Source organism: Microbacterium sp. M4A5_1d (assembly GCF_053345465.1).
This window is the reverse complement of record NZ_JBKFAD010000002.1, coordinates 535284-555384: the sequence shown is the minus strand read 5'-3', so window position 1 is coordinate 555384 and position 20101 is coordinate 535284. Positions and strand designations below refer to the sequence as shown.

General features: G+C 70.6%; 15 protein-coding genes. 2 read left to right on the top strand and 13 right to left on the bottom strand.

From position 1 onward, the window contains the following. Positions 1–20: 20 nt before the first annotated feature. The 6 genes from rpsG to ACLBWJ_RS10855 all read right to left on the bottom strand — a co-directional run bounded on the left by rpsG (position 21) and on the right by ACLBWJ_RS10855 (position 5140). Positions 21–491: a 30S ribosomal protein S7 gene (gene rpsG, locus ACLBWJ_RS10880; protein ID WP_023954027.1), complete on the bottom strand. Its 471-nt coding sequence runs from the start codon at positions 489–491 to the stop codon at positions 21–23. Positions 492–496: 5 nt separating this feature from the next. Next, positions 497–865 carry a 30S ribosomal protein S12 gene (rpsL, locus tag ACLBWJ_RS10875; protein WP_018187369.1) on the bottom strand — a complete coding sequence of 123 codons (369 nt, stop codon included), beginning with the start codon at positions 863–865 and terminating at the stop codon, positions 497–499. 261 nt (positions 866–1126) lie between these two features. Then, complete coding sequence (locus ACLBWJ_RS10870; protein WP_274179226.1) at positions 1127–2803, bottom strand: DUF5684 domain-containing protein; 1677 nt, start codon at positions 2801–2803, stop codon at positions 1127–1129. A gap of 40 nt (positions 2804–2843) precedes the next feature. Continuing rightward, entirely contained in the window at positions 2844–3506 is a 663-nt protein-coding gene (locus ACLBWJ_RS10865) for a spermidine/putrescine ABC transporter substrate-binding protein (protein WP_112617786.1), read from the bottom strand. A 45-nt stretch (positions 3507–3551) separates the two neighbouring features. After that, positions 3552–4025: a hypothetical protein gene (locus ACLBWJ_RS10860; protein ID WP_447660288.1), complete on the bottom strand. Its 474-nt coding sequence runs from the start codon at positions 4023–4025 to the stop codon at positions 3552–3554. Beyond that, positions 4025–5140, bottom strand: coding sequence for an ABC transporter (locus tag ACLBWJ_RS10855; protein ID WP_282501558.1), 1116 nt, complete (start codon positions 5138–5140; stop codon positions 4025–4027). Before ACLBWJ_RS10855 ends, ACLBWJ_RS10860 begins: the two co-directional genes overlap by 1 nt. 129 nt (positions 5141–5269) lie before the next feature. Here ACLBWJ_RS10855 and ACLBWJ_RS10850 point away from each other — a divergent pair, with 129 nt between their 5' ends. After that, positions 5270–5917, top strand: a complete 648-nt coding sequence (locus ACLBWJ_RS10850) for a hypothetical protein (protein ID WP_447660287.1) — start codon at positions 5270–5272, stop codon at positions 5915–5917. A 39-nt stretch (positions 5918–5956) separates the two neighbouring features. On the opposite strand, the gene ACLBWJ_RS10845 is transcribed toward ACLBWJ_RS10850, so the two are convergent. The 7 genes from ACLBWJ_RS10845 to pxpA all read right to left on the bottom strand — a co-directional run bounded on the left by ACLBWJ_RS10845 (position 5957) and on the right by pxpA (position 18148). Then, the gene (locus tag ACLBWJ_RS10845) at positions 5957–6544 is read right to left on the bottom strand and encodes a hypothetical protein (RefSeq protein WP_112617782.1); all 588 of its coding nucleotides are present in this window, start codon (positions 6542–6544) and stop codon (positions 5957–5959) included. A 95-nt stretch (positions 6545–6639) separates the two neighbouring features. Further along, positions 6640–10512 carry a DNA-directed RNA polymerase subunit beta' gene (locus tag ACLBWJ_RS10840; protein ID WP_112617781.1) on the bottom strand — a complete coding sequence of 1291 codons (3873 nt, stop codon included), beginning with the start codon at positions 10510–10512 and terminating at the stop codon, positions 6640–6642. A gap of 41 nt (positions 10513–10553) precedes the next feature. Further along, entirely contained in the window at positions 10554–14048 is a 3495-nt protein-coding gene (gene rpoB, locus ACLBWJ_RS10835) for a DNA-directed RNA polymerase subunit beta (protein WP_447660286.1), read from the bottom strand. A gap of 250 nt (positions 14049–14298) precedes the next feature. Beyond that, entirely contained in the window at positions 14299–14907 is a 609-nt protein-coding gene (locus ACLBWJ_RS10830; protein ID WP_447660285.1) for a hypothetical protein, read from the bottom strand. A gap of 98 nt (positions 14908–15005) precedes the next feature. After that, on the bottom strand, positions 15006–15650 hold the full coding sequence (locus tag ACLBWJ_RS10825; protein ID WP_447660284.1) for a hypothetical protein: 645 nt from the start codon (positions 15648–15650) through the stop codon (positions 15006–15008). A 70-nt stretch (positions 15651–15720) separates the two neighbouring features. Continuing rightward, positions 15721–17328, bottom strand: a complete 1608-nt coding sequence (locus tag ACLBWJ_RS10820) for a 5-oxoprolinase subunit B/C family protein (RefSeq protein ID WP_447660283.1) — start codon at positions 17326–17328, stop codon at positions 15721–15723. A 73-nt stretch (positions 17329–17401) separates the two neighbouring features. Next, positions 17402–18148 carry a 5-oxoprolinase subunit PxpA gene (gene pxpA / locus ACLBWJ_RS10815; RefSeq protein ID WP_282501563.1) on the bottom strand — a complete coding sequence of 249 codons (747 nt, stop codon included), beginning with the start codon at positions 18146–18148 and terminating at the stop codon, positions 17402–17404. Positions 18149–18366: 218 nt separating this feature from the next. Here pxpA and ACLBWJ_RS10810 point away from each other — a divergent pair, with 218 nt between their 5' ends. Then, the gene (locus tag ACLBWJ_RS10810) at positions 18367–20058 is read left to right on the top strand and encodes an ABC transporter ATP-binding protein (protein WP_282501564.1); all 1692 of its coding nucleotides are present in this window, start codon (positions 18367–18369) and stop codon (positions 20056–20058) included. Positions 20059–20101 lie beyond the last annotated feature (43 nt).

Genomic DNA, 20101 nt, shown 5'->3' with positions numbered 1-20101 from the left:
GGCCGGCGCCGAGAAGCTGTTTACCAGCGGTAGTGCGCGAAGGCGCGGTTCGACTCGGCCATCTTGTGGGTGTCTTCGCGGCGCTTGACCGCGGCACCGAGGCCGTTCGAGGCGTCGAGGATCTCGTTCTGCAGGCGCTCGGTCATCGTCTTCTCACGACGGCCCTTGGCGTACGAGACGAGCCAGCGCAGCGCGAGCGTGTTCGCGCGGTGCGGCTTGACCTCGACGGGCACCTGGTAGGTCGAGCCACCGACGCGGCGGCTCTTGACCTCGAGGGTCGGACGGACGTTGTCGAGCGCCTTCTTCAGCGTCGCGACGGCGTCCTGGCCGTTCTTGGCCTCGACACCCTTGAGGGCGGTGTAGACGATCGACTCGGCGATCGACTTCTTGCCGTCGACGAGGATCTTGTTGACGAGCTGCGTGACGATCGGAGCACCGTAGACCGGGTCGTTGACGACGACGCGGCGGGGTGCGGGTCCCTTACGAGGCATCTAACTCAACCCTTCTTCGCGCCGTAGCGGCTGCGAGCCTGCTTACGGTTCTTGACGGCCTGGGTGTCGAGCGCACCGCGGACGATCTTGTAGCGGACACCGGGGAGGTCCTTCACACGACCGCCGCGGACGAGCACGAGCGAGTGCTCCTGCAGGTTGTGGCCCTCGCCGGGGATGTAGGCGGTGACCTCGGTGCCGTTGCGGAGCTTGACACGGGCGACCTTGCGCATGGCCGAGTTCGGCTTCTTGGGCGTGGTCGTGTACACGCGGGTGCAGACACCCGCCTGCTGGGGGTTCGCCTTCAGAGCGGGCGCCTTGGTCTTGGTGACCTTCGGCGAGCGACCCTTGCGAACCAACTGCTGAATGGTTGGCACGTTCTCTCCTTGTAGTGCTGCACGGTGACAGCGTCGTGGTTTCACCACAGATCCACCGGCGCGTCACGAATGCTGCGTTTTCGAAGGGTGGATATGCCGTGGGGGCGTCCTGTTCGCAGAACGATCCCGATTCGCGTGCTCCGCTTCGACCTGATCATCGGACCGAGGCACGACGCAGGGCGCGCACGAGCGCACACCCGATCAATGATACGCCTCTCCGGCGAGGCGGGCAAACGCCGATGCGAGCCGGTGGTATCGGCGTCAGGCTCCGGGCCGTTCGATGCGCAGTTCGGCGTCGCCGAGGAGGAAGCGCTCGCCCGCCGGCGCGTCCGACCCGGGCTCGAGCTCGATCTCGGTGCCGAGGAAGTTCGTCAGCACGACGCCGTTCGTCGAGTGCAGGTCGGTGATGTGCCACAGCCCCGAGCGCAGTTCGAGACGGGCGTGCGTCTTGGAGACGGTGCGCGTGCGGTCCTCGATGGCCACGAGCTGGGCACGCGGGTAGGCGGGGTCGGGCGCGGGCTGACGCCCGACGATCGCGACGTCACCGGTGAGCGGTGCGATCTCCCCGTCGGGCAGCACCAACTGCCAGTACACCCGGCGCCGAGCGACGACGACGGTGTGGTCGATGTCGCCGTCGTCGGAGACCTCGGCGCGGCGCAGCTGGGCGGGGACCGCCGCTTCGGCCGTCCGCGGAGCCCCCGCCGCCGGAGCGCTCGCGACCGCGGAGACCTCGTCGGACAGCTCCGGGAACTCGTCGGGCGTGCGCGCGAAGGCGCGGCGGGCGATCGGCGTCGCCGAGACGGCATCCCAGGTGCGGCGACCCGCCCCGAAGCCGGACGCGGAGTCGGGGTCGGCGAACGACGGGACCACACCGGGACGATCGGATGCCGCCCGCGACGGGAACGGCGACGGCGAGATCGCCGAGACGTCGTCGATCTCGGACGGCCAGCGCGCGTCGTCGGATCCGTCTTCGTCGGCGTCCGCGTCGCGGATGGCGGCATCCTCATCGGGCCGCGTCTCGACCTGCGGGGCGGGTTCGCGCAGGATCGGCTCGCGCGCCTCTCTCGGGGCCGGCTCCGAGAACGCGGGCCGGGCCTCGGGCTGCGCCGGGGCGTCGTCGGGCTGCTGCTCAGGAGAGGATGCCGCGGCGGGCTCGGCGGCCACGGGTTCCGGCTCGACCGGGTGAACGTCCGGAGCGGCCGGCTCGGCGGCGGGCTCGGTCGCCGACCGGCTGCGATCGGGTGCCGGCGCGGAAACGTCGGGGGTGGACGCGGCGGGGGTGGACGCGGCGGGGGCGAACGGCGACGGCGGCGCCCACGGCGACGGCTGCAGGTCGGTCGGCGCCTCTTCGCGCTCGGGTACGGCGGCCGCATCGGCCTCACCGCTGGCGGCATGCGGCTCGGGGCTGAAGTGACGTGCCGACAGGGTCGGGCTCGCCAGCGTCGGGGGCGCCGCCGGCTCGGGAGAGCGGGCCGGGCGGAACTGCGGGTCGCGCTGCGGCTCCGACTCGGACAGCGGCGGGGTGAAGACCCACGGCGGCGCCGTGACCTCGGCGGCCTGCTCGCCCCGCCAGCGGGCGGGACCGAGACCGAGGATGCTGGCCCACACGACGAAGAGCAGTGCGGCGAGCACCGTCATGCCGGGACCGGCGCCGAAGCCGCGGCCGATGCGGTGCGCCGCCATCACCAGCAGCACGTACACCGCGAGCGGCCCGAGCACCGGGACGAGGCCGATGAGGACGAGCCACGGGCTGAAGCCGCCGATGCGCAGCACCACCGCGATGTTCAGCAGCGGCACCCACCCCTGCCACGGCTCCTCGTCGGTCTTGCGGAAGAGCCCGGCCAGCGCCAGCGCCGTCCAGACATAGAGGACCGCACCCAGCACCGTCGAGAGGACGACGAGCAGGATGAGGAGCGATTCGTTGCCGGAGGTGGTCATCGCATCCCACGATAGGGCCCGCGACGCCCCGTCACCGCCGTCACGGTTCACCACCCCGCTCCGCGCCGGGCTCGAAGGGCGCATCGAGCGACCGCGTGAGCTCGGCGAGCATCGCCTCGATCTGGGGCTCGACATGCTGGGCGACGGCGGCCTGCACGCGCAGCCGGTGGTGCAGCAGCACCGCGCAGACCTCGCGCCCGATCATGTTGGCGTAGTCGTCGGCGAGACCGACCTCCTGCCGCAGGGCGGCTTTCGCCTCGCTGCTGAGCGGCGGCAGTTCGGGCACGGCGTCGTCGGACTCCTGCGCGAGGCCGGAGATGGTGAAGAGGAACGGCGCCCCGGCCACCGGTTCCGGATCGAGCGGCAGGCCGTCGAACTCGGGCTCGAGCCCTTCGGAGGGCCGGTACGTACGCGCGCGGTTGCGTGCGGCCTGCTGGTCGAGCTCGGCCTGCAGCATCGGCAGGTTGCGCGAGGTGTACTCGGCGACGGCGGCATCCACGATCGCCTTCATGCGTGTGGAGAGTCCGTGCTGCACGCCGTGCGGGACGTCCGACCCGAGACCCACCGCCGAGAGCACCGGCGAACCGATGCAGCGACGGCAGGGAGCGATGCGCCCTCGGTGCGTCGCGGGCTGCCAGCGCGGCAGCCATCGCAGCCAGGCATCCACCGCCTGGCTGACCTGGGTCTCGAGCGACCGCTCCACGGGCCTATTGTGACCGATCCGAGCCGGTCGGTCCGGGATTTCGCGTCATTCGTCCTCGTCGCGTTCCCAGGCCCACCGTGGCGGCGTCGCGCGCGTGCGGACCAGCGCGACGGCCGTCCAGCCCGAGATCGCCGCCGCGGCGACGAGGAGCACGCCGAACCAGGAGACCGCGAAACCGCCGGCCGCGGCCAGGGCTCGCGCCGCGTCGACCCCGACGAGCAGCGCGGCCACGACCATGCCGGCGAGGTACGACAGCAGCGCGACGATGCCCACCGGAACCGAGATCGCGTACGAGGGGCGCGGCACCCGCAGCACGGTGGCCAGCGTGGCAGCGATCGCGATGACCGCGGCGCCGAAGCCGACGGCGCCCGGGATCGGCCCGAGACCGCGGACGGCGACGACGTCCTGGCCGGTCACCAGGCTCAGGATGCCGAGGCCGCAGATGGCGAGCGCCCCGAAGCCCACGACCGCGAATGCGGTGGCGAGCCCGGGGCGCATCCCGCCGGAGGGGGTGGACATCAGTAGCGGTGCAGCTGAGGCCCCGCCTCGAGGGTGCGCTCGTACTCGCGCTGCGCCTCGGCGTTGAGCTCGGTGACTCGGCGTCCGCGGGCGGCGACCCACGCGCCGAACCAGATCGTCAGCTCGCGACCCGCGACCAGAGCGACGAGTGCGAGCGGCGCGAACGCCTGCTCTCCGACGATGGTCAGGGCCTGGCTCGGGGCGATCGTCCAGAACGGCGCCTGGAAGAGCTGTCCGGCGATGTGCCCCGCGTATGACGCGAGGCCCACGAGGAGTCCGAGGAGGACCCACAGGCCCCAGCGGCCGCGGTTGATGAACGCGCCCAGGATCCAGAAGGCGAGGAAGAACACCACGACGGGAACCCAGAACCACCACGAGGTGGCGGCTGCGAGGGCCTGATCGCCGATGTTGGCCGTCGTCACCTCGCCGCGTACGGCGTCGATGCCCAGGGCCGCGCCGAGGTAGATCAGCGCGAAGGCGATGGCCGCCAGGAGGCCGATGGCGCCGGCCGCTCCACGGTTGCCCCGCGGAGTCGGCGCCTCGGGGGCCTGGACGAAGATCGGCTGCGGGCTCGGGGCCGCAGCCGCCGGCGTCTCGGCGACGGGCTCGCTCGCGCTCACGGTGCGCGTGGCGCCGGCGTCGGTGTCATCGGCACGGTAGGCGCGCGTGGCGGTGTCGCTCGCGGCTGCTCCGCCCGCGGCGGTCGTAGCGGCGGCGGCGCCTGCTGCCCCGCCCGCGGCGGCATCCCGGTCAGTCGTCGCCGCAGCATCCGCCTCGGCGTCGCGCGGGGTGTCCCACTCGCTCGGCGAGTTCCACGCATCGTCCGACGATGAGCCGACGGTGTCGGTGCGCTCGTCGCGCGCTGCGGCGGCATCGATCCGAGCGGCATCCGCGTCGGAGGTCGCTCCGTCGGCGACGGGTCGGTCGGTCGAGGCGTCGGCGCTCGCGGACCGCTCGGGGAGAGTTCCGGAACCGGCGTAGGCGGCATCCCAGTCGTCGGCCGAGACCGCATCGCGCGACGCCTCGGCGTCGGCGAGCCCGGCCCGGGCGCTGCCCACGACGTCGTCCACCGGCTTCGGCTCTTCGACCGGCTCGCCGTACTTGGGGTCGCTCATGCGATGTGCTCCTCACGCGGTGGCCGGTGCCGCCGCAGAGGCGAGGATATCCCGGCGATGCGGGCGTGCCGCGCAGGCGTGCCGACGTGTCTGCGCACCCGTGCGTGCGGGCGGACGTATCGTCGTGCCATGACCTCGCGCGCCCTTCCCCGCCTCGCGCCGGCCGCTCTCCTCATCGCGGCCGCACTGCTCGCGGGATGCGCCCCGGAACCGGGGACCGCCGCCGGGCCGGCACCCGATACGAGCGCGTCCGCAGATGCCCCCAGCCCGACCCCGGCCATGACGGTCTCCGCCGAAGCGGGCGGCCCGCCGCCGACGGCATCCGGCTCTGTCGTCTCGACGACGGTCCTCCCCCGCGACTGCGCCGGCATCCTGGGCGCCCCCGCACGCGCCGCGCTCGCGTCGGTGCCGCTGAACGACGCGGCCTTCGGTGAGAGCGGGTCGCTTCCGGACGGGTCGCTGCGCTGCGTCTGGGCCGACCCGGCCGCCGACACCGCGAAGATCGAGACCACGATCGCCTACGCCGAGCGCAACCCGGTGATCGACTTCTTCAACGAGCTCACCGAGATCGGGTTCACCTGCTACGAGCCGGCGGGCGGCGTGCGCTGCGAGAAGACCTGGCAGAACGCGCGCTACCCCGTCACCGACGGACGGACGCTCTTCTTCCGCGACGGCGTGCTCATCGACACCCAGTTCTCGCACCTCGCCCCCGAGGGGTACACGACCGGCATCATCGCCTCGGTGTGGCCGGCGGGGGCGCCCACACCCGCTCCCTGAGGGGTCGCACGACCCGGGGCGACCGGGCGCGCAACGAGGTCAATCGCCCGACGTGAAGACCGCGTTTCCGACCCGGCTGGCGTACTGCTCGGGATGCCACGCCGACTGCGACGTCGACACCCAGCGCCCTCCCCCTGCCTCGATCGTCTCGACGAGGTCGCCGGCGGTGCGCGAGCAGAGCGTGCGCGCGCCGCGCTCGTCGCACGTGAAGCCCTGAGCGGGCAGCGCGGATGCCGCGATCGAACCGGCATCCGTCCCCACCGCTCCGACCGTGGTCGAGATCGACCCCGCGTCGGAGGTCCAGCTGCAGGTGAAGCGCACCTCGGGCGCGAGCGCCTCGACGAGGGCCACGGCGGTCGACACGGGGGCGTCCTGCGACTGCTCGAGCTTCGCGCCGGGGGCGTACTGGAGGGTCACCCAGAGCGCCTCGGGGTACAGATCCCGACACTCCTGCGGGCCGTCCGCCGCAGCGGCCTCACCGCCGGCGCCCGCTCCGCTGCCGCCGAGCAGTCCCATGCCCGTCGACACGAGCGGCACGGTCAGCACTGCCAGCACCCCAATGACGCCCGCGCAGAGGACCCCGACGATCCACGCGAAGACGACATTCCGACCACCGATCCGTGCCACGTCTCCACGCTAATCCGGCGGGCAGCGCTCTCGCCCACCGACACGACGAAGGGCCCCGGGACATGCCCGGGGCCCTTCGCGAGATCAGCGATCGATCAGTTGTAGCTGGTGAAGTCGCCGTCGGTGGAGAAGCTGTCGAAGTCGACGTAGCTCAGGTCGGCGTCGCTGTACGCACCGTCCGACGCGAAGATGCGGTTGGGGTACCGCTCGCTCTTCGCCTCCTCCGTCGCCTCGACGGCCACATTGCGGTACTTCGCAAGGCCCGTTCCGGCGGGGATGAGCTTTCCGATGATGACGTTCTCCTTGAGGCCGACGAGCGGGTCGCTCTTGCCCTCCATGGCCGCCTGCGTGAGGACGCGGGTGGTCTCCTGGAACGACGCGGCCGACAGCCACGATTCGGTCGCGAGCGACGCCTTCGTGATACCCATCAGCTCGGGGCGGCCCGACGCGGGACGCTTGCCCTCGGCCACGGCCTCGCGGTTGATCTGCTGGTACTTCTTGAAGTCCACCAGCTCACCCGGGAGCAGCGTCGTGTCGGCGTGGTCGACCACGGTGACCTTCCGCAGCATCTGACGGACGATGACCTCGATGTGCTTGTCGTGGATCGGCACACCCTGCGAGCGGTAGACGCCCTGCACGCCGCCGACGAGGTACTTCTGCACCTCGCGGGCACCCTGCACGCGCATGATGTCCTTCGGGTCGAGCGTGCCCACCTGCAGCGGGTCGCCGACCTCGACGTGCTGCCCGTCCTCGACGAGGAGCGTCGCACGCTTCAGCACCGGGTAGACGAAGGGCTCGTCGCCGTTGTCGGGCGTGATGATGACCTTCTTGGCCTTCTCGGTCTCGTCGATCGTGATGCGGCCGCTGGCCTCCGCGATCGGCGACGCACCCTTGGGGGTACGGGCCTCGAAGAGCTCCTGCACGCGGGGCAGACCCTGCGTGATGTCGTCGGCCGAGGCCGAACCACCGGTGTGGAAGGTACGCATCGTCAGCTGGGTACCGGGCTCACCGATCGACTGGGCGGCGATGATGCCGACCGCCTCGCCGATGTCGACGATCTTGCCGGTGGCCAGCGAACGGCCGTAGCACTTCGCGCAGACACCCACGGCCGAGTCGCAGGTCAGGACCGAGCGGACCTTGATGGAGGTCACCCCGCCCTCGACGAGCTTGTTGATCAGCACGTCGCCCACGTCGTCACCGGCTGCGGCCAGCACCTCGCCCGAGGGCGAGACAGCGTCTGCGGCGAGGGTACGGGCGAACACCGAGTTCTCGACGTTGGCGTCCTTGATGAGGGCGCCGTCGGCACCGGGTGCGGCGATCGGGAGCTCGAGGCCCTTCGACGTGCCGCAGTCGTCCTCGCGGATGATGACGTCCTGCGAGACGTCCACCAGACGACGGGTCAGGTAACCCGAGTCGGCGGTTCGCAGAGCGGTGTCGGCCAGACCCTTACGGGCACCGTGCGTCGCGGTGAAGTACTCCGCCACCGACAGCCCCTCGCGGTACGAGGAGATGATCGGACGCGGCATGATCTCACCCTTGGTGTTGTTGACCAGGCCTCGGATACCGGCGATGTTACGGATCTGCAGCCAGTTACCACGTGCGCCCGACGAGACCATGCGGTTGATGGTGTTCTCGGCGGGGAAGTTCGCCTTCATGGCGGCCTGGACCTCGTCGGTCGCCTCGGTCCAGATCTTGATCTGCTCCTGACGACGCTCGGCGTCGGTCACGAGACCCTTCTCGAACTGGCCCTGGACCTTCGAGGCGAGCTTCTCGTACTTCGAGATGATCTCGGCCTTGTTCGGCGGCGTCAGGACGTCGCTGAGCGCCACCGTGACGCCCGAGCGGGTCGCCCAGTGGAAGCCGGCGTCCTTGATCCGGTCGAGGGATGCCGCGACCTCGGTCTTGGGGTACTCCTCGGCCAGCTTGTTGACGATCTGCGACAGCTTGCCCTTGTCGGCCTGCTCGCGGACGAACGGGTAGCCCTTGGGCAGGGTGTCGTTGAAGATCGCCTGTCCGAGCGACGCGTCGACCAGACCGTGGCGCTCGTAGCCCTCGGGGGCGTCGCCCTCGAGGAACGCGAGACCCGGGATGCGGATGCGGACCTTGGCCTGCAGGTCGAGGGTGCCCTCGTCCTTCGCCAGGATCGCCTCGCCGACCGAGCCGAACACGCGGCCCTCGCCCTTGGCACCCTCGATGACCGTGGTCAGGTGGTGCAGACCGATGATCATGTCCTGCGAGGGCAGGGTGACCGGACGGCCGTCCGAGGGCTTGAGGATGTTGTTCGACGCGAGCATCAGGATGCGGGCCTCGGCCTGCGCCTCGACCGAGAGCGGCAGGTGGACGGCCATCTGGTCACCGTCGAAGTCCGCGTTGAACGCGGCGCAGACGAGCGGGTGCAGCTGGATCGCCTTGCCCTCGACGAGCTGGGGCTCGAAGGCCTGGATGCCCAGGCGGTGCAGGGTGGGTGCACGGTTGAGCAGCACGGGACGCTCGCGGATGATCTCCTCGAGCACGTCCCAGACCTCGGGACGCGTGCGCTCGACGGCACGCTTGGCCGCCTTGATGTTCTGCGAGTGGCCGAGGTCGATCAGGCGCTTGATGACGAACGGCTTGAAGAGCTCGAGGGCCATCTGCTTGGGCAGACCGCACTGGTGCAGCTTCAGCTGGGGTCCGACGATGATGACCGAACGACCCGAGTAGTCGACGCGCTTTCCGAGCAGGTTCTGACGGAAACGTCCCTGCTTGCCCTTGAGCATGTCGGACAGCGACTTCAGCGCACGGTTGCCGGTTCCGGTGACGGGGCGACCACGGCGGCCGTTGTCGAAGAGCGCGTCGACGGCCTCCTGCAGCATCCGCTTCTCGTTGTTGACGATGATCTCGGGAGCCCCGAGGTCGATCAGACGACGCAGACGGTTGTTGCGGTTGATCACGCGGCGGTACAGGTCGTTGAGGTCGGAGGTCGCGAAGCGGCCACCGTCGAGCTGAACCATCGGACGCAGCTCCGGCGGGATCACCGGGACGACGTCGAGCACCATCGAGGCCGGCGACATGCCGGTCTGCAGGAACGAGTTGACGACCTTGAGGCGCTTGATCGCACGGATCTTGCGCTGGCCCTTGCCCTCGGAGATCTGCAGGTGCAGCGAGTCGGCCTCGGCGGCCAGGTCGAACGCCGCGAGGCGACGCTGGATGCCCTCGGCGCCCATGTAGGCCTCGAAGTACTGGCCGAAGCGGTCCTGCAGCTCGTGGAAGACGTCGTCCTCCTGCTTGAGCTGGCCGACCTCGAGGGAGCGGAACTCCTCCCACACCCGCTCGAGGCGCGAGATCTGCTCGTCGAAGTTCTTGCGGACCGTCGCCATGTCCTTCTCGGCGGAGTCCTTGGCCTTCTTCTTCTGGTCGGCCTTGGCGCCGTCGGCCTCGAGGGTCGCGAGCTCCTCCTCCAGCTTGGCCAGACGCGTCGCCACGCGGGCGTCACGGCGGTCACCGAGGTTCTTGATCTCGAGGCGGAGGTTGTTCTCGTGCGTGGGGAGGTCGCGGTGACGCGCATCCTCATCGACCGAGATGACCATGTACGCGGCGAAGTAGATGACCTTCTCGAGGTCCTTCGGCGCCATGTCGAGCAGGTACCCGAGGCGCGAGGGCACGCCCTTGAAGTACCAGATGTGGGTCACGGGAGCGGCGAGCTCGATGTGGCCCATGCGCTCACGACGGACCGAGGACTTGGTGACCTCGACGCCGCAGCGCTCGCAGACGATGCCCTTGAAGCGGACGCGCTTGTACTTTCCGCAGGCGCACTCCCAGTCGCGGGAGGGGCCGAAGATCTGCTCGCCGAAGAGGCCGTCCTTCTCGGGCTTGAGCGTGCGGTAGTTGATGGTTTCGGGCTTCTTGACCTCGCCGAAGGACCAACGACGGATGTCGTCAGCAGTGGCCAGGCCGATGCGAAGCTGATCGAAGGTGTGTGACTCGAGCACTGATTCTCCTGTGTCGGAATTCTGTTCGTTGCCTGGCCGGATCAGATCTCGTCGATCGACGAGGACTCGAAGCGGCTGGAGATGTTGATGCCGAGCTCCTCCGCTGCGCGGAAGGCTTCGTCATCGGTGTCGCGGAGGTTGACCTCGGTGCCGTCGGCCGAGAGGACCTCGACGTTCAGGCAGAGCGACTGCATCTCCTTCATGAGCACCTTGAACGACTCGGGGATGCCGGGCTCCTGGATGTTCTCGCCCTTGACGATGGCCTCGTAGACCTTCACGCGACCGACGATGTCGTCGGACTTGATCGTCAGGAGCTCCTGGAGGGCGTACGCGGCGCCGTAGGCCTCGAGGGCCCACACCTCCATCTCACCGAAGCGCTGGCCACCGAACTGCGCCTTACCACCGAGCGGCTGCTGGGTGATCATCGAGTACGGGCCCGTCGAACGCGCGTGGATCTTGTCGTCGACGAGGTGGTGGAGCTTCAGGATGTACATGTAGCCGACCGAGATCGGAGCCGGGAACGGCTCGCCGGAGCGACCGTCGAACAGCTTCGTCTTGCCCGAGGAGTCGATGAGACGCTCACCGTCGCGGGTGAGGTTCGTCGAGTCGAGGAGCCCTGCGATCTCGGACTCGAACGCGCCGTCGAACACCGGGGTGGCGACCTTCGTGCCGGGAGCGGCCTCGCGAGCGATCTCGGGCAGGCGCTCGGCCCACTCGGGGTTGCCCTCGACCTTCCAGCCCTGCGCGGCGATCCAGCCGAGGTGCAGCTCGAGGACCTGGCCGAAGTTCATTCGACCCGGGATGCCGAGCGGGTTGAGCACGACGTCGACCGGCGTGCCGTCGGCGAGGAAGGGCATGTCCTCGACGGGGAGGATCTTCGCGATGACACCCTTGTTGCCGTGGCGGCCGGCGAGCTTGTCGCCCTCGGTGATCTTGCGCTTCTGGGCGATGTAGACCACGACGCGGCGGTTGACGCCCGAGCCGAGCTCGTCGTCGCCGTCCTCGGCGTTGAACTCCTTGACGGCGATGATGGTGCCCTGCTCACCGTGGGGGACCTTCAGCGACGTGTCGCGGACCTCGCGGCTCTTCTCGTTGAAGATCGCGCGGAGCAGGCGCTCCTCGGCCGACAGCTCGGTCTCACCCTTGGGCGTGACCTTGCCGACGAGGATGTCCCCGGGACGCACCTCGGCGCCGATGCGGATGATGCCGCGCTCGTCGAGGTCCTTCAGCAGGTCGGGCGCGACGTTGGGGAGGTCACGGGTGATCTCCTCCTTGCCGAGCTTGGTGTCGCGGGCGTCGACCTCGTACTCCTCGATGTGGATCGAGGAGAGCGTGTCGTTCTTCACGAGCTCCTGGCTGAGGATGATCGCGTCCTCGAAGTTGTGGCCCTCCCACGTCATGAACGCGACGAGGAGGTTCTTGCCGAGCGCGAGCTCGCCGTTCTCGGTCGCGGGGCCGTCGGCGATGACCTCGCCGACCTCGACGCGCTCACCGGCCGAGACCACGACGCGCTGGTTGTACGACGTGCCCTGGTTCGAGCGGTCGAACTTGCGGAGGAAGTAGTCCTGCGTGCCGCCCTCGTCGAGCTGCACGGTGACGACGTCGGCCGAGACCTCGGAGACGACACCCGCCTTCTGCGCGGTGATGACGTCACCGGCGTCGATCGCGGCGTAGCCCTCCATACCGGTTCCGACCAGCGGCGAGTCGCTGCGCAGCAGCGGCACGGCCTGACGCTGCATGTTCGCACCCATGAGGGCGCGGTTCGCGTCGTCGTGCTCGAGGAAGGGGATGAGCGAGGTCGCCACCGACACCATCTGGCGCGGCGAGACGTCCATGTAGCCGATCTCCTCGTTCGGGAAGAGGTCGACCTCGCCGCCCTTACCGCGGCGGGCGAGGACGCGGTCGGCCACGAACGAGCCGTCCTTGTTGAGCTCGACACCGGCCTGCGCGACGACGTAGTCGTTCTCCTCGCTGGCGGTGAGGTAGTCGATCTCGTCGGTGACCTTGCCGTCGACGACACGACGGTACGGGGTCTCGATGAAGCCGAACGCGTTGATGCGCGCGAACGAGGCGAGCGAGCCGATCAGACCGATGTTCGGGCCTTCCGGCGTCTCGATCGGGCACATGCGGCCGTAGTGCGAGGGGTGGACGTCGCGGACCTCGACGCCGGCGCGCTCACGCGACAGACCACCGGGGCCCAGCGCCGACAGGCGGCGCTTGTGGGTCAGACCCGCGAGCGGGTTGTTCTGGTCCATGAACTGCGACAGCTGTGAGGTTCCGAAGAACTCCTTGATCGCGGCGACGACGGGGCGCACGTTGATCAGGGTCTGCGGCGTGATGGCCTCGATGTCCTGCGTGGTCATGCGCTCGCGGACGACGCGCTCCATGCGCGAGAGACCGGTGCGGACCTGGTTCTGGATGAGCTCGCCGACGGCGCGGATACGACGGTTGCCGAAGTTGTCGATGTCGTCGGTGTCGAGGCGGATCTCGGCGGGCTTGCCGTCGCGGATGCCGTTGAACGTGGCGTCGCCGCGGTGCAGACGGACCAGGTACTTGATGGTCGCGACGATGTCGGCGACGGTGAGCACCGACTCCTCGATCGGGGTGTCGAGACCCAGCTTCTGGTTGATCTTGTACCGGCCGACCTTGGCGAGGTCGTAGCGCTTGGCGTTGAAGTAGAAGTTGTCGAGGAGCGCGCGCGCTGCCTCGGCGGCGACCTGCTCGCCCGGGCGCAGCTTGCGGTAGATGTCGCGGAGCGCGTCCTCCTTGGTGAGGATCGTGTCCTTCGCGAGGGTCTCCTCGATCGAGTCGTACCCGGCGAACTCCGCCATGATGTCTTCGCTGGTCAGGCCCAGGGCCTTGAGGAAGACGGTGACCGACTGCTTGCGCTTGCGGTCGATGCGGACGCCGACCTGGTCGCGCTTGTCGATCTCGAACTCGAGCCATGCGCCGCGCGAGGGGATGACGCGCGCCGAGACGATGTCCTTGTCGGAGGTCTTGTCGGGCGTCTTGTCGAAGTAGACACCGGGCGAACGGACGAGCTGCGACACGACGACGCGCTCGGTGCCGTTGATGATGAAGGTGCCCTTGCCGGTCTGGAGCGGGAAGTCGCCCATGAAGACCGTCTGGGTCTTGATCTCACCGGTGAGGTGGTTCATGAACTCGGCCTCGACGTAGAGCGGGGCCGCGTAGGTCTTGCCGCGCTCCTTGCACTCCTCGATGGAGTACTTCTCGGGCTCGAGGTACGGGTTGGTGAACGAGAGCTGCATCGTCTCGCCGAGGTCCTCGATGGGCGAGATCTCCTCGAAGATCTCCTCGAGGCCGCTCTGGAGGGCGACGTCGGTGCGGCCGGCGGCCTGCGCCTCGGCGAGGCGGGCCTTCCAGGCGTCGTTGCCGACGAGCCAGTCGAAAGACTCCGTCTGCAGCGCCAGCAGGTCGGGGACCGTCAGCTTGTCGGAGATCTTCGCGAACGAGAGGCGGGAAGCGCCGCGACCGTTCTTGGGGGTGGTGGTGGATGCGTTGCTCGCAGCAGCCAAGGGGATTACCTCCGTGGCCCGGGTGGGGCCGGTTCCTTGTCGTCAGGTGGAGTGCTCCCGGTCCGAGCTCTCGCGTCTCACGCCGTCGGACGGGGCGGAATCGCGCAGAGCACAAGCCGACCACCATATGAGGGCAAGGGGGACGGGAGCGCAACTACCAACTATAGGCGTCGCGACGCGCCATGTCCAGCGCAATCCTTGACGACCCCCGGATGCTGCGGTATAAATGCGCGCCACCCGAGGTCGTGGGTCACTCCCAGGCCCAGCTCGAGAGCACCGTGTCCGCGAGGCGACGTCGATCGTCGTCGGTGGTGTCGCCCGGAGACGCGATGGTGATGACGAAGGTCTGCTCGTCCTGCGTCGCGTAGTACTGGTCGATCAGCGTCTCCGCGCCGTCCTGCGCGAGCGTCGCCACGAGGTGGGCCGACTCGCTGCCCGCGATGTCGACACGATCCTCCAGCGAGACGTCGGTGGCCCCGACCGCCTCGAGGCTCGCGGCCCCGTCGGCCTCGACATCGGCCGGCGTGATGACGCCGGGAGAGACGACCACGCTGATGTACCGACCGTCGGCGTCGGCGGACTCCGAGACGAAGACGTCGACCTGCCCGCCCGTCGGGTCCTCGGCGGGCACCGCCCAGCCAGCCGGCACGGCGAAGCTGTATCCGGTCCCTCGTACCGTCTCGCCGGGGGCGGCGTCGCTCGACGAGGTCGCGGTGGGCGTCGGAGTCGCCGATGCCGAGCCGGGGGCGGAGGACCCGGAGGCCCCGCCGATCCCGCCCGGCCGCGCGTCGCACGCCGCGAGCAGCAGCGCCGCCGAGATGAGCGCGGCGGCGATCGGAGCGATCCGGGAGCGCATCATGCATCACACGCTAGGCGAATCCGTCGCGCCGGCACTCCCCTTGACACGGCAACGCGCCGCCCGCTGCGGGAGCGGACGGCGCGTTGCGGGGGTGAGGATCAGGCCCACGCCCACGAGGCGAGCACGGCGTCGTAGACCGCCGCACGGTCCGCCTCCGAGACGTCGGGGCTGAACGAGAAGGTCACGACGTAGGTCTGGTCGTCGTGCGACGGGTAGAACTGGTCGACGTTGTAGGTGACGTCCTGCTGCGTGACGGATGCCGAGATGTGGGCCGACTCGCCGCCGGCGATCGAGGTGCGCTCCTGGACGGCGACGTCGGTCGCGCCCGCCTGCCCCTCGAGCTCCTCGACGCCGTACTTCTCGACGTCGTCGGCGGAGATCGCCTGCGGCGCCGGCGAGAGCACGACGTTGACGTTGTCGGCGAACGTCGCCGAGGGGTCGGAGAGATCGGCGACGAAGACGTCGACCTTCTCCATGCCGGGGAGCTGCTGCTCGGGGATCGCCCAGCCCTCGGGCACAGAGAAGCTGTAGCCCGTTCCGGTGATCATCTCGCCCGACGCGGGCGCGACATCGGGCGCGCTGGCGGCCGGAGCGGACGACGACGAGGACGAGGACGAGGGGGCGGACGACGCGCCGGCGTCCCCCGACGCCGCGGTGTCGCCCGACTGCCCGCCGCATCCGGCGAGGAGAAGAGCCGCGGAGAAGAGCAGCGCGGCGGACGTGGTGGTCTTGGTGCGAGTCATGGCTTCGACGCTAGGGGACCCGCCGCATCCGCACGGGGTCTTGACACGGGGAGTTCTCCCCCTTGACGAATCAGCCTCGCTGAGCGGTACCCGCACCTCGAACCGTCGGACGCAACCGCACGCGATCGCCGGGGCGGGCCTGCGCGAGCCGGCTCCGGCCCGTCGGTGTCACGACACCCACGACCGGGTACCCGCCCGTCACGGGCGCGTCGACTCCGAACACGACGGGCTGGCCGGCCGGCGGAACCTGGATCGCCCCCGGCACCGTCCCCTCGCTCGCCAGTTCCTCGCCGCGCGCGCGTTCGAGGCGTGGCCCTTCCAGGCGGATGCCGACCCGGTCGGCCGCAGCCGACACGACCCAGGTCGCCTCGGCGAGCAGGCGGCGGGACGAAGAGGTGAGCCAGTCCGCGCGCGGGCCGGTCGTGAACGGGATGTCGAGGGGAACGGCATCCGTGCCCGTCGGCGGCAGACCCCACGGATGCAGCGGCAGCGCGGGGACCGGCCCGGCGGTCTCGCGTCCGGCGGCGACGACGTCACCCGGCCGAAGCGGCGGCGGGCCGAGCCCCGAGAGCGTGTCGGTCGACCGGGAGCCCAGAACGGGGGCGATGTCCCATCCGCCGCGCACCGCCAGGTAGGCGCGGGTGCCCGCGAGGAATCCGTCGAGGCGCAGCTCGGTCCCGGCGGGCCACGCATGCACGACGTACGGGTCACCGGTCCGGCCGTCGATCTCGACCCGCGCCCACGCGCCCGTCACGACCACCGTCAGATCGCGTTCCGCCACGGCCCGGAAACCGCCGACGGCGATCTCGATCGCGGCCGCCCCGTCACGATTGCCGACGAGACGGTTGGCGAGCGCCCAGGCGGCGGGGTCGGCCGCGCCCGCCGCGCCAACGCCCTCGGCGGCACGACCCGAGCGGCCGGCATCCTGAATCGTCGCCTGCGGGCCCGGCGAGATGACGCGGATGCCGCCGGGAGCGGTGACAGGCTCCGAGCGGGCGCCCGGCTCCCCCGCAGTCGGCGACGCGGCGCGACCGGGCAGGGCGCCATCCGACCCGACGGCGCGGGCGCGCGCGGGATCGAATCGCACCGCGCCACCGGGAACGAGGAGCGCGGGCTGGGCGGCATCCGGATCGAACAGCGGCGCGTCCGTCGTGCCGATGAGCTGCCACCCTCCCGGGGTCTCGCGGGGGTACGCGCCCGAGAAGGCTCCGGCCAGACCGACCGACCCCGCCGGCACCCTCGTCCGCGGCGAGGGCCGGCGCGGGATGTCGAGATCCCAGCCCGCACCGACGAGATAACCGAACCCGGGGGCGAAGCCCGTGAAGGCGACCGTCCAGTCCGTCGCGGCATGGCGGGCCGCGAGCGCCTCGGGACTGACGCCGAGCGCCGCAGCGAGGTCGCCGAGGTCGTCGCCGTCGTACCGGATCGGCAGCGTCACGGGCGCGGGGGCGGATGCCGGCGGCGCCGCTGACGAGGCAGCGGTCGAGACCCAGGTGCGGGCCGCGGCGAGGGACAGCGCGACGGGATCGACGCGGACGAGGACCGTCGCGGCCGCGGGCACGACGTCGATGACGCCCGCCGGCGGCGCAGCGGTGAGTCGCGCGTGCAGCGCCATCACCTCCGCCAGGTCCGAGACCTCGACGAGCACCGCGTCGGGCCCCATCGGCAGCATCCTCATGCCGGCGTCCCGGGTTCGGCACGCCCACGGCGACCCCGTCTGCGCGATCCTGCCGGCGAAGCGGGCCTGACGGTCACCACGGCGAGCGCACCTCGATCCCCGCGGCATCGAGCGCCGACCGCACCGCGCGAGCCATCGCGACGGCACCGGGGGAATCGCCGTGCACGCAGAGCGATGTCGCGTCGGTGTGCACCGTCTCGCCCGAGACCGCGACCACGACCCCCTCGGACGCGAGGCGCAGGGCACGCTCGGCGACGAGGCCCGGGTCGTCGAGCAGGGCGCCGGGAGCCCCGCGCGGGACCAGCGAGCCGTCGGCGCGATAGCCGCGGTCGAGGAAGGCCTCGCGGTGGAACGGCAGGCCGGCATCCGACGCGGCCGACGCGATCGCACCACCGAGACCCAGCACCGGGACCGGCCGGCCGAGCTCGGCCGACAGGTCTGCCACCGCAGCGGCGACGGCTCGCGCGGTCGCGGCATCCTCGGTCGCGGCGTGATACAGCGCCCCGTGCGGCTTGACGTAGCGGATGTCGCCGCCCGCCGCGGCGAGCGCACGCAGTTGCGCGACGACCTGCGGCCGCAGCACGTCAGGCTCGACGGCGACCCGCACCCGCCCGAACCCGGCCCGGTCGAGATAGGAGGGGTGGGCCCCGACCGCGACGCGGGCGGCAGCCGCTCCGGCCACGGCTGTCCGCATCGACGCCGCGTCGCCGGCATGCCCGCCGCAGGCGATCGACGCGCTCGACACGAGGGCGAACATCGCGGCGTCGTCCGCCGTTGCGACACCCTCGACCGTCTCGCCCAGGTCTGCGTTGAGGTCCATGGACCAACGCTAGCCCGCGCCGCCGTACCCGGCTGTGCCGTCGACAGGCTGAACACCTTCACCAGCCCCGCGAACGGCACCCCGGGGGGCTCAGCCTGTCCACGGCGCGAGCACACCCGGTCCGAGATACGACGCGACACGACGGGCCGGCGTTACGTCGATGTAACGGGTGGGCCCGACACGGTGCGCTCGGCGCCGCTGGCAGGCAGGATGGGCCAATGGCAGACTCCTCCACTCCCCTGCTGCGGGTGAGCGACATGGCCGTCGACTTCCGCACGCTCGAGGGCCCGGTGCACGCGGTCGAAGGCGTCGACCTCGAGATCTCAGCGGGCGAGACGGTCGCGATCGTCGGCGAATCGGGCTCGGGCAAGTCGACGACGGCGATGGCCGTGATCGGGCTCCTCCCCGGCAACGGGCGCGTCGTGCGCGGCAGCATCCGCCTCGACGGCGAAGAACTCGTAGGCGCACCGGAGAGCACGCTGCGCCGCATCCGCGGCGGGTCGATCGGACTCGTGCCGCAGGACCCCATGTCGAACCTCAACCCCGTGTCGAAGATCGGCACCCAGGTCGCCGAGACCCTGCTCGCGCACGGCCTCGCCACCTCGAAGGACGTCGACGCCAAGGTCGTCGAGACCCTCGCCGCCGCGGGCCTCCCGGATGCCGCCGAGCGCGCCAAGCAGTACCCGCACGAGTTCTCGGGCGGGATGCGGCAGCGCGCGCTCATCGCGATCGGGCTGGCGTGCAACCCGCGGCTGCTCATCGCCGACGAGCCCACGAGCGCCCTCGATGTGACGGTGCAGAAGACGATCCTCGATCAGCTCGGCCGGATGACGGGTGAGCTGGGCACGTCGGTGCTGCTCATCACCCACGACCTCGGCCTCGCCGCCGAGCGGGCCGCCCGCGTCGTCGTCATGCACCGCGGCCGGATCGTCGAGCAAGGTCCGGCCCGCCAGATCCTCGAGGACCCGCAGCAGCCCTACACGCAGGCCCTGGTCAAGGCGGCCCCCTCGGTCGCGGCGGTGCGCCTGCGCCCGGAGGCCTACCGGGCGACGCCGCCCCCGGCTGCGGTGGCCGACCGCGCGGCATCCGCCTCCGCCGCGCCTGCGGAGACGGCGGCACGGCGCGACAACATCGTCGAGATCGAGAACCTCACGAAGCTGTACAAGATCCGCGGGCGCAAAGACGACTTCGCCGCCGTGAGCGACGTCTCCCTCGCCATCCCGCGCGGCGAGACGGTCGCGATCGTCGGCGAATCCGGATCGGGCAAGACGACGACGGCCCGGATGCTGCTGAAGGTGATCGAGCCGACGTCGGGGACGATCCGCTTCGAGGGGCAGGATGTCGCCGGGCTGAAGGGTGCGCAGCTGCGCGAGTTCCGTCAGAGGGTGCAGCCCATCTTCCAGGACCCGTACTCGTCGCTGAACCCGATGTTCACGATCGAGCGGATCATCGCCGAGCCACTGGAGTTCTACAAGCGCGGCACCGCGAAGGACCGCGCCGGTCGCGTGCGGAAGCTGCTCGACGACGTCGCCCTGCCGCAGACGATGCTGCGCCGTTACCCGTCCGAGCTCTCGGGCGGCCAGCGTCAGCGCGTCGCGATCGCGCGTGCCCTCGCGCTGAACCCCGAGCTGATCGTCTGCGACGAGCCGGTGTCGGCGCTCGACGTGCTCGTGCAGGATCAGATCCTCACGCTGCTGCGCGACCTGCAGGGCGAGTACGGACTGAGCTACCTCTTCATCTCCCACGACCTGGCCGTGGTGCGCCTGATCTCGGACTACGTCTGCGTCATGAAGGACGGAGCGCTCGTCGAGGCGGCGTCGAGCGAGGAGATCTTCACCAACCCGCGCGACCCGTACACGCGGCGGCTGCTCTCCTCTATCCCGGGCAACGAGCTCGACATCGCCTCCTGACCCGGCGCCTCCTGCCACCCCGAGGGCTCCCCGTCGCGCCCGG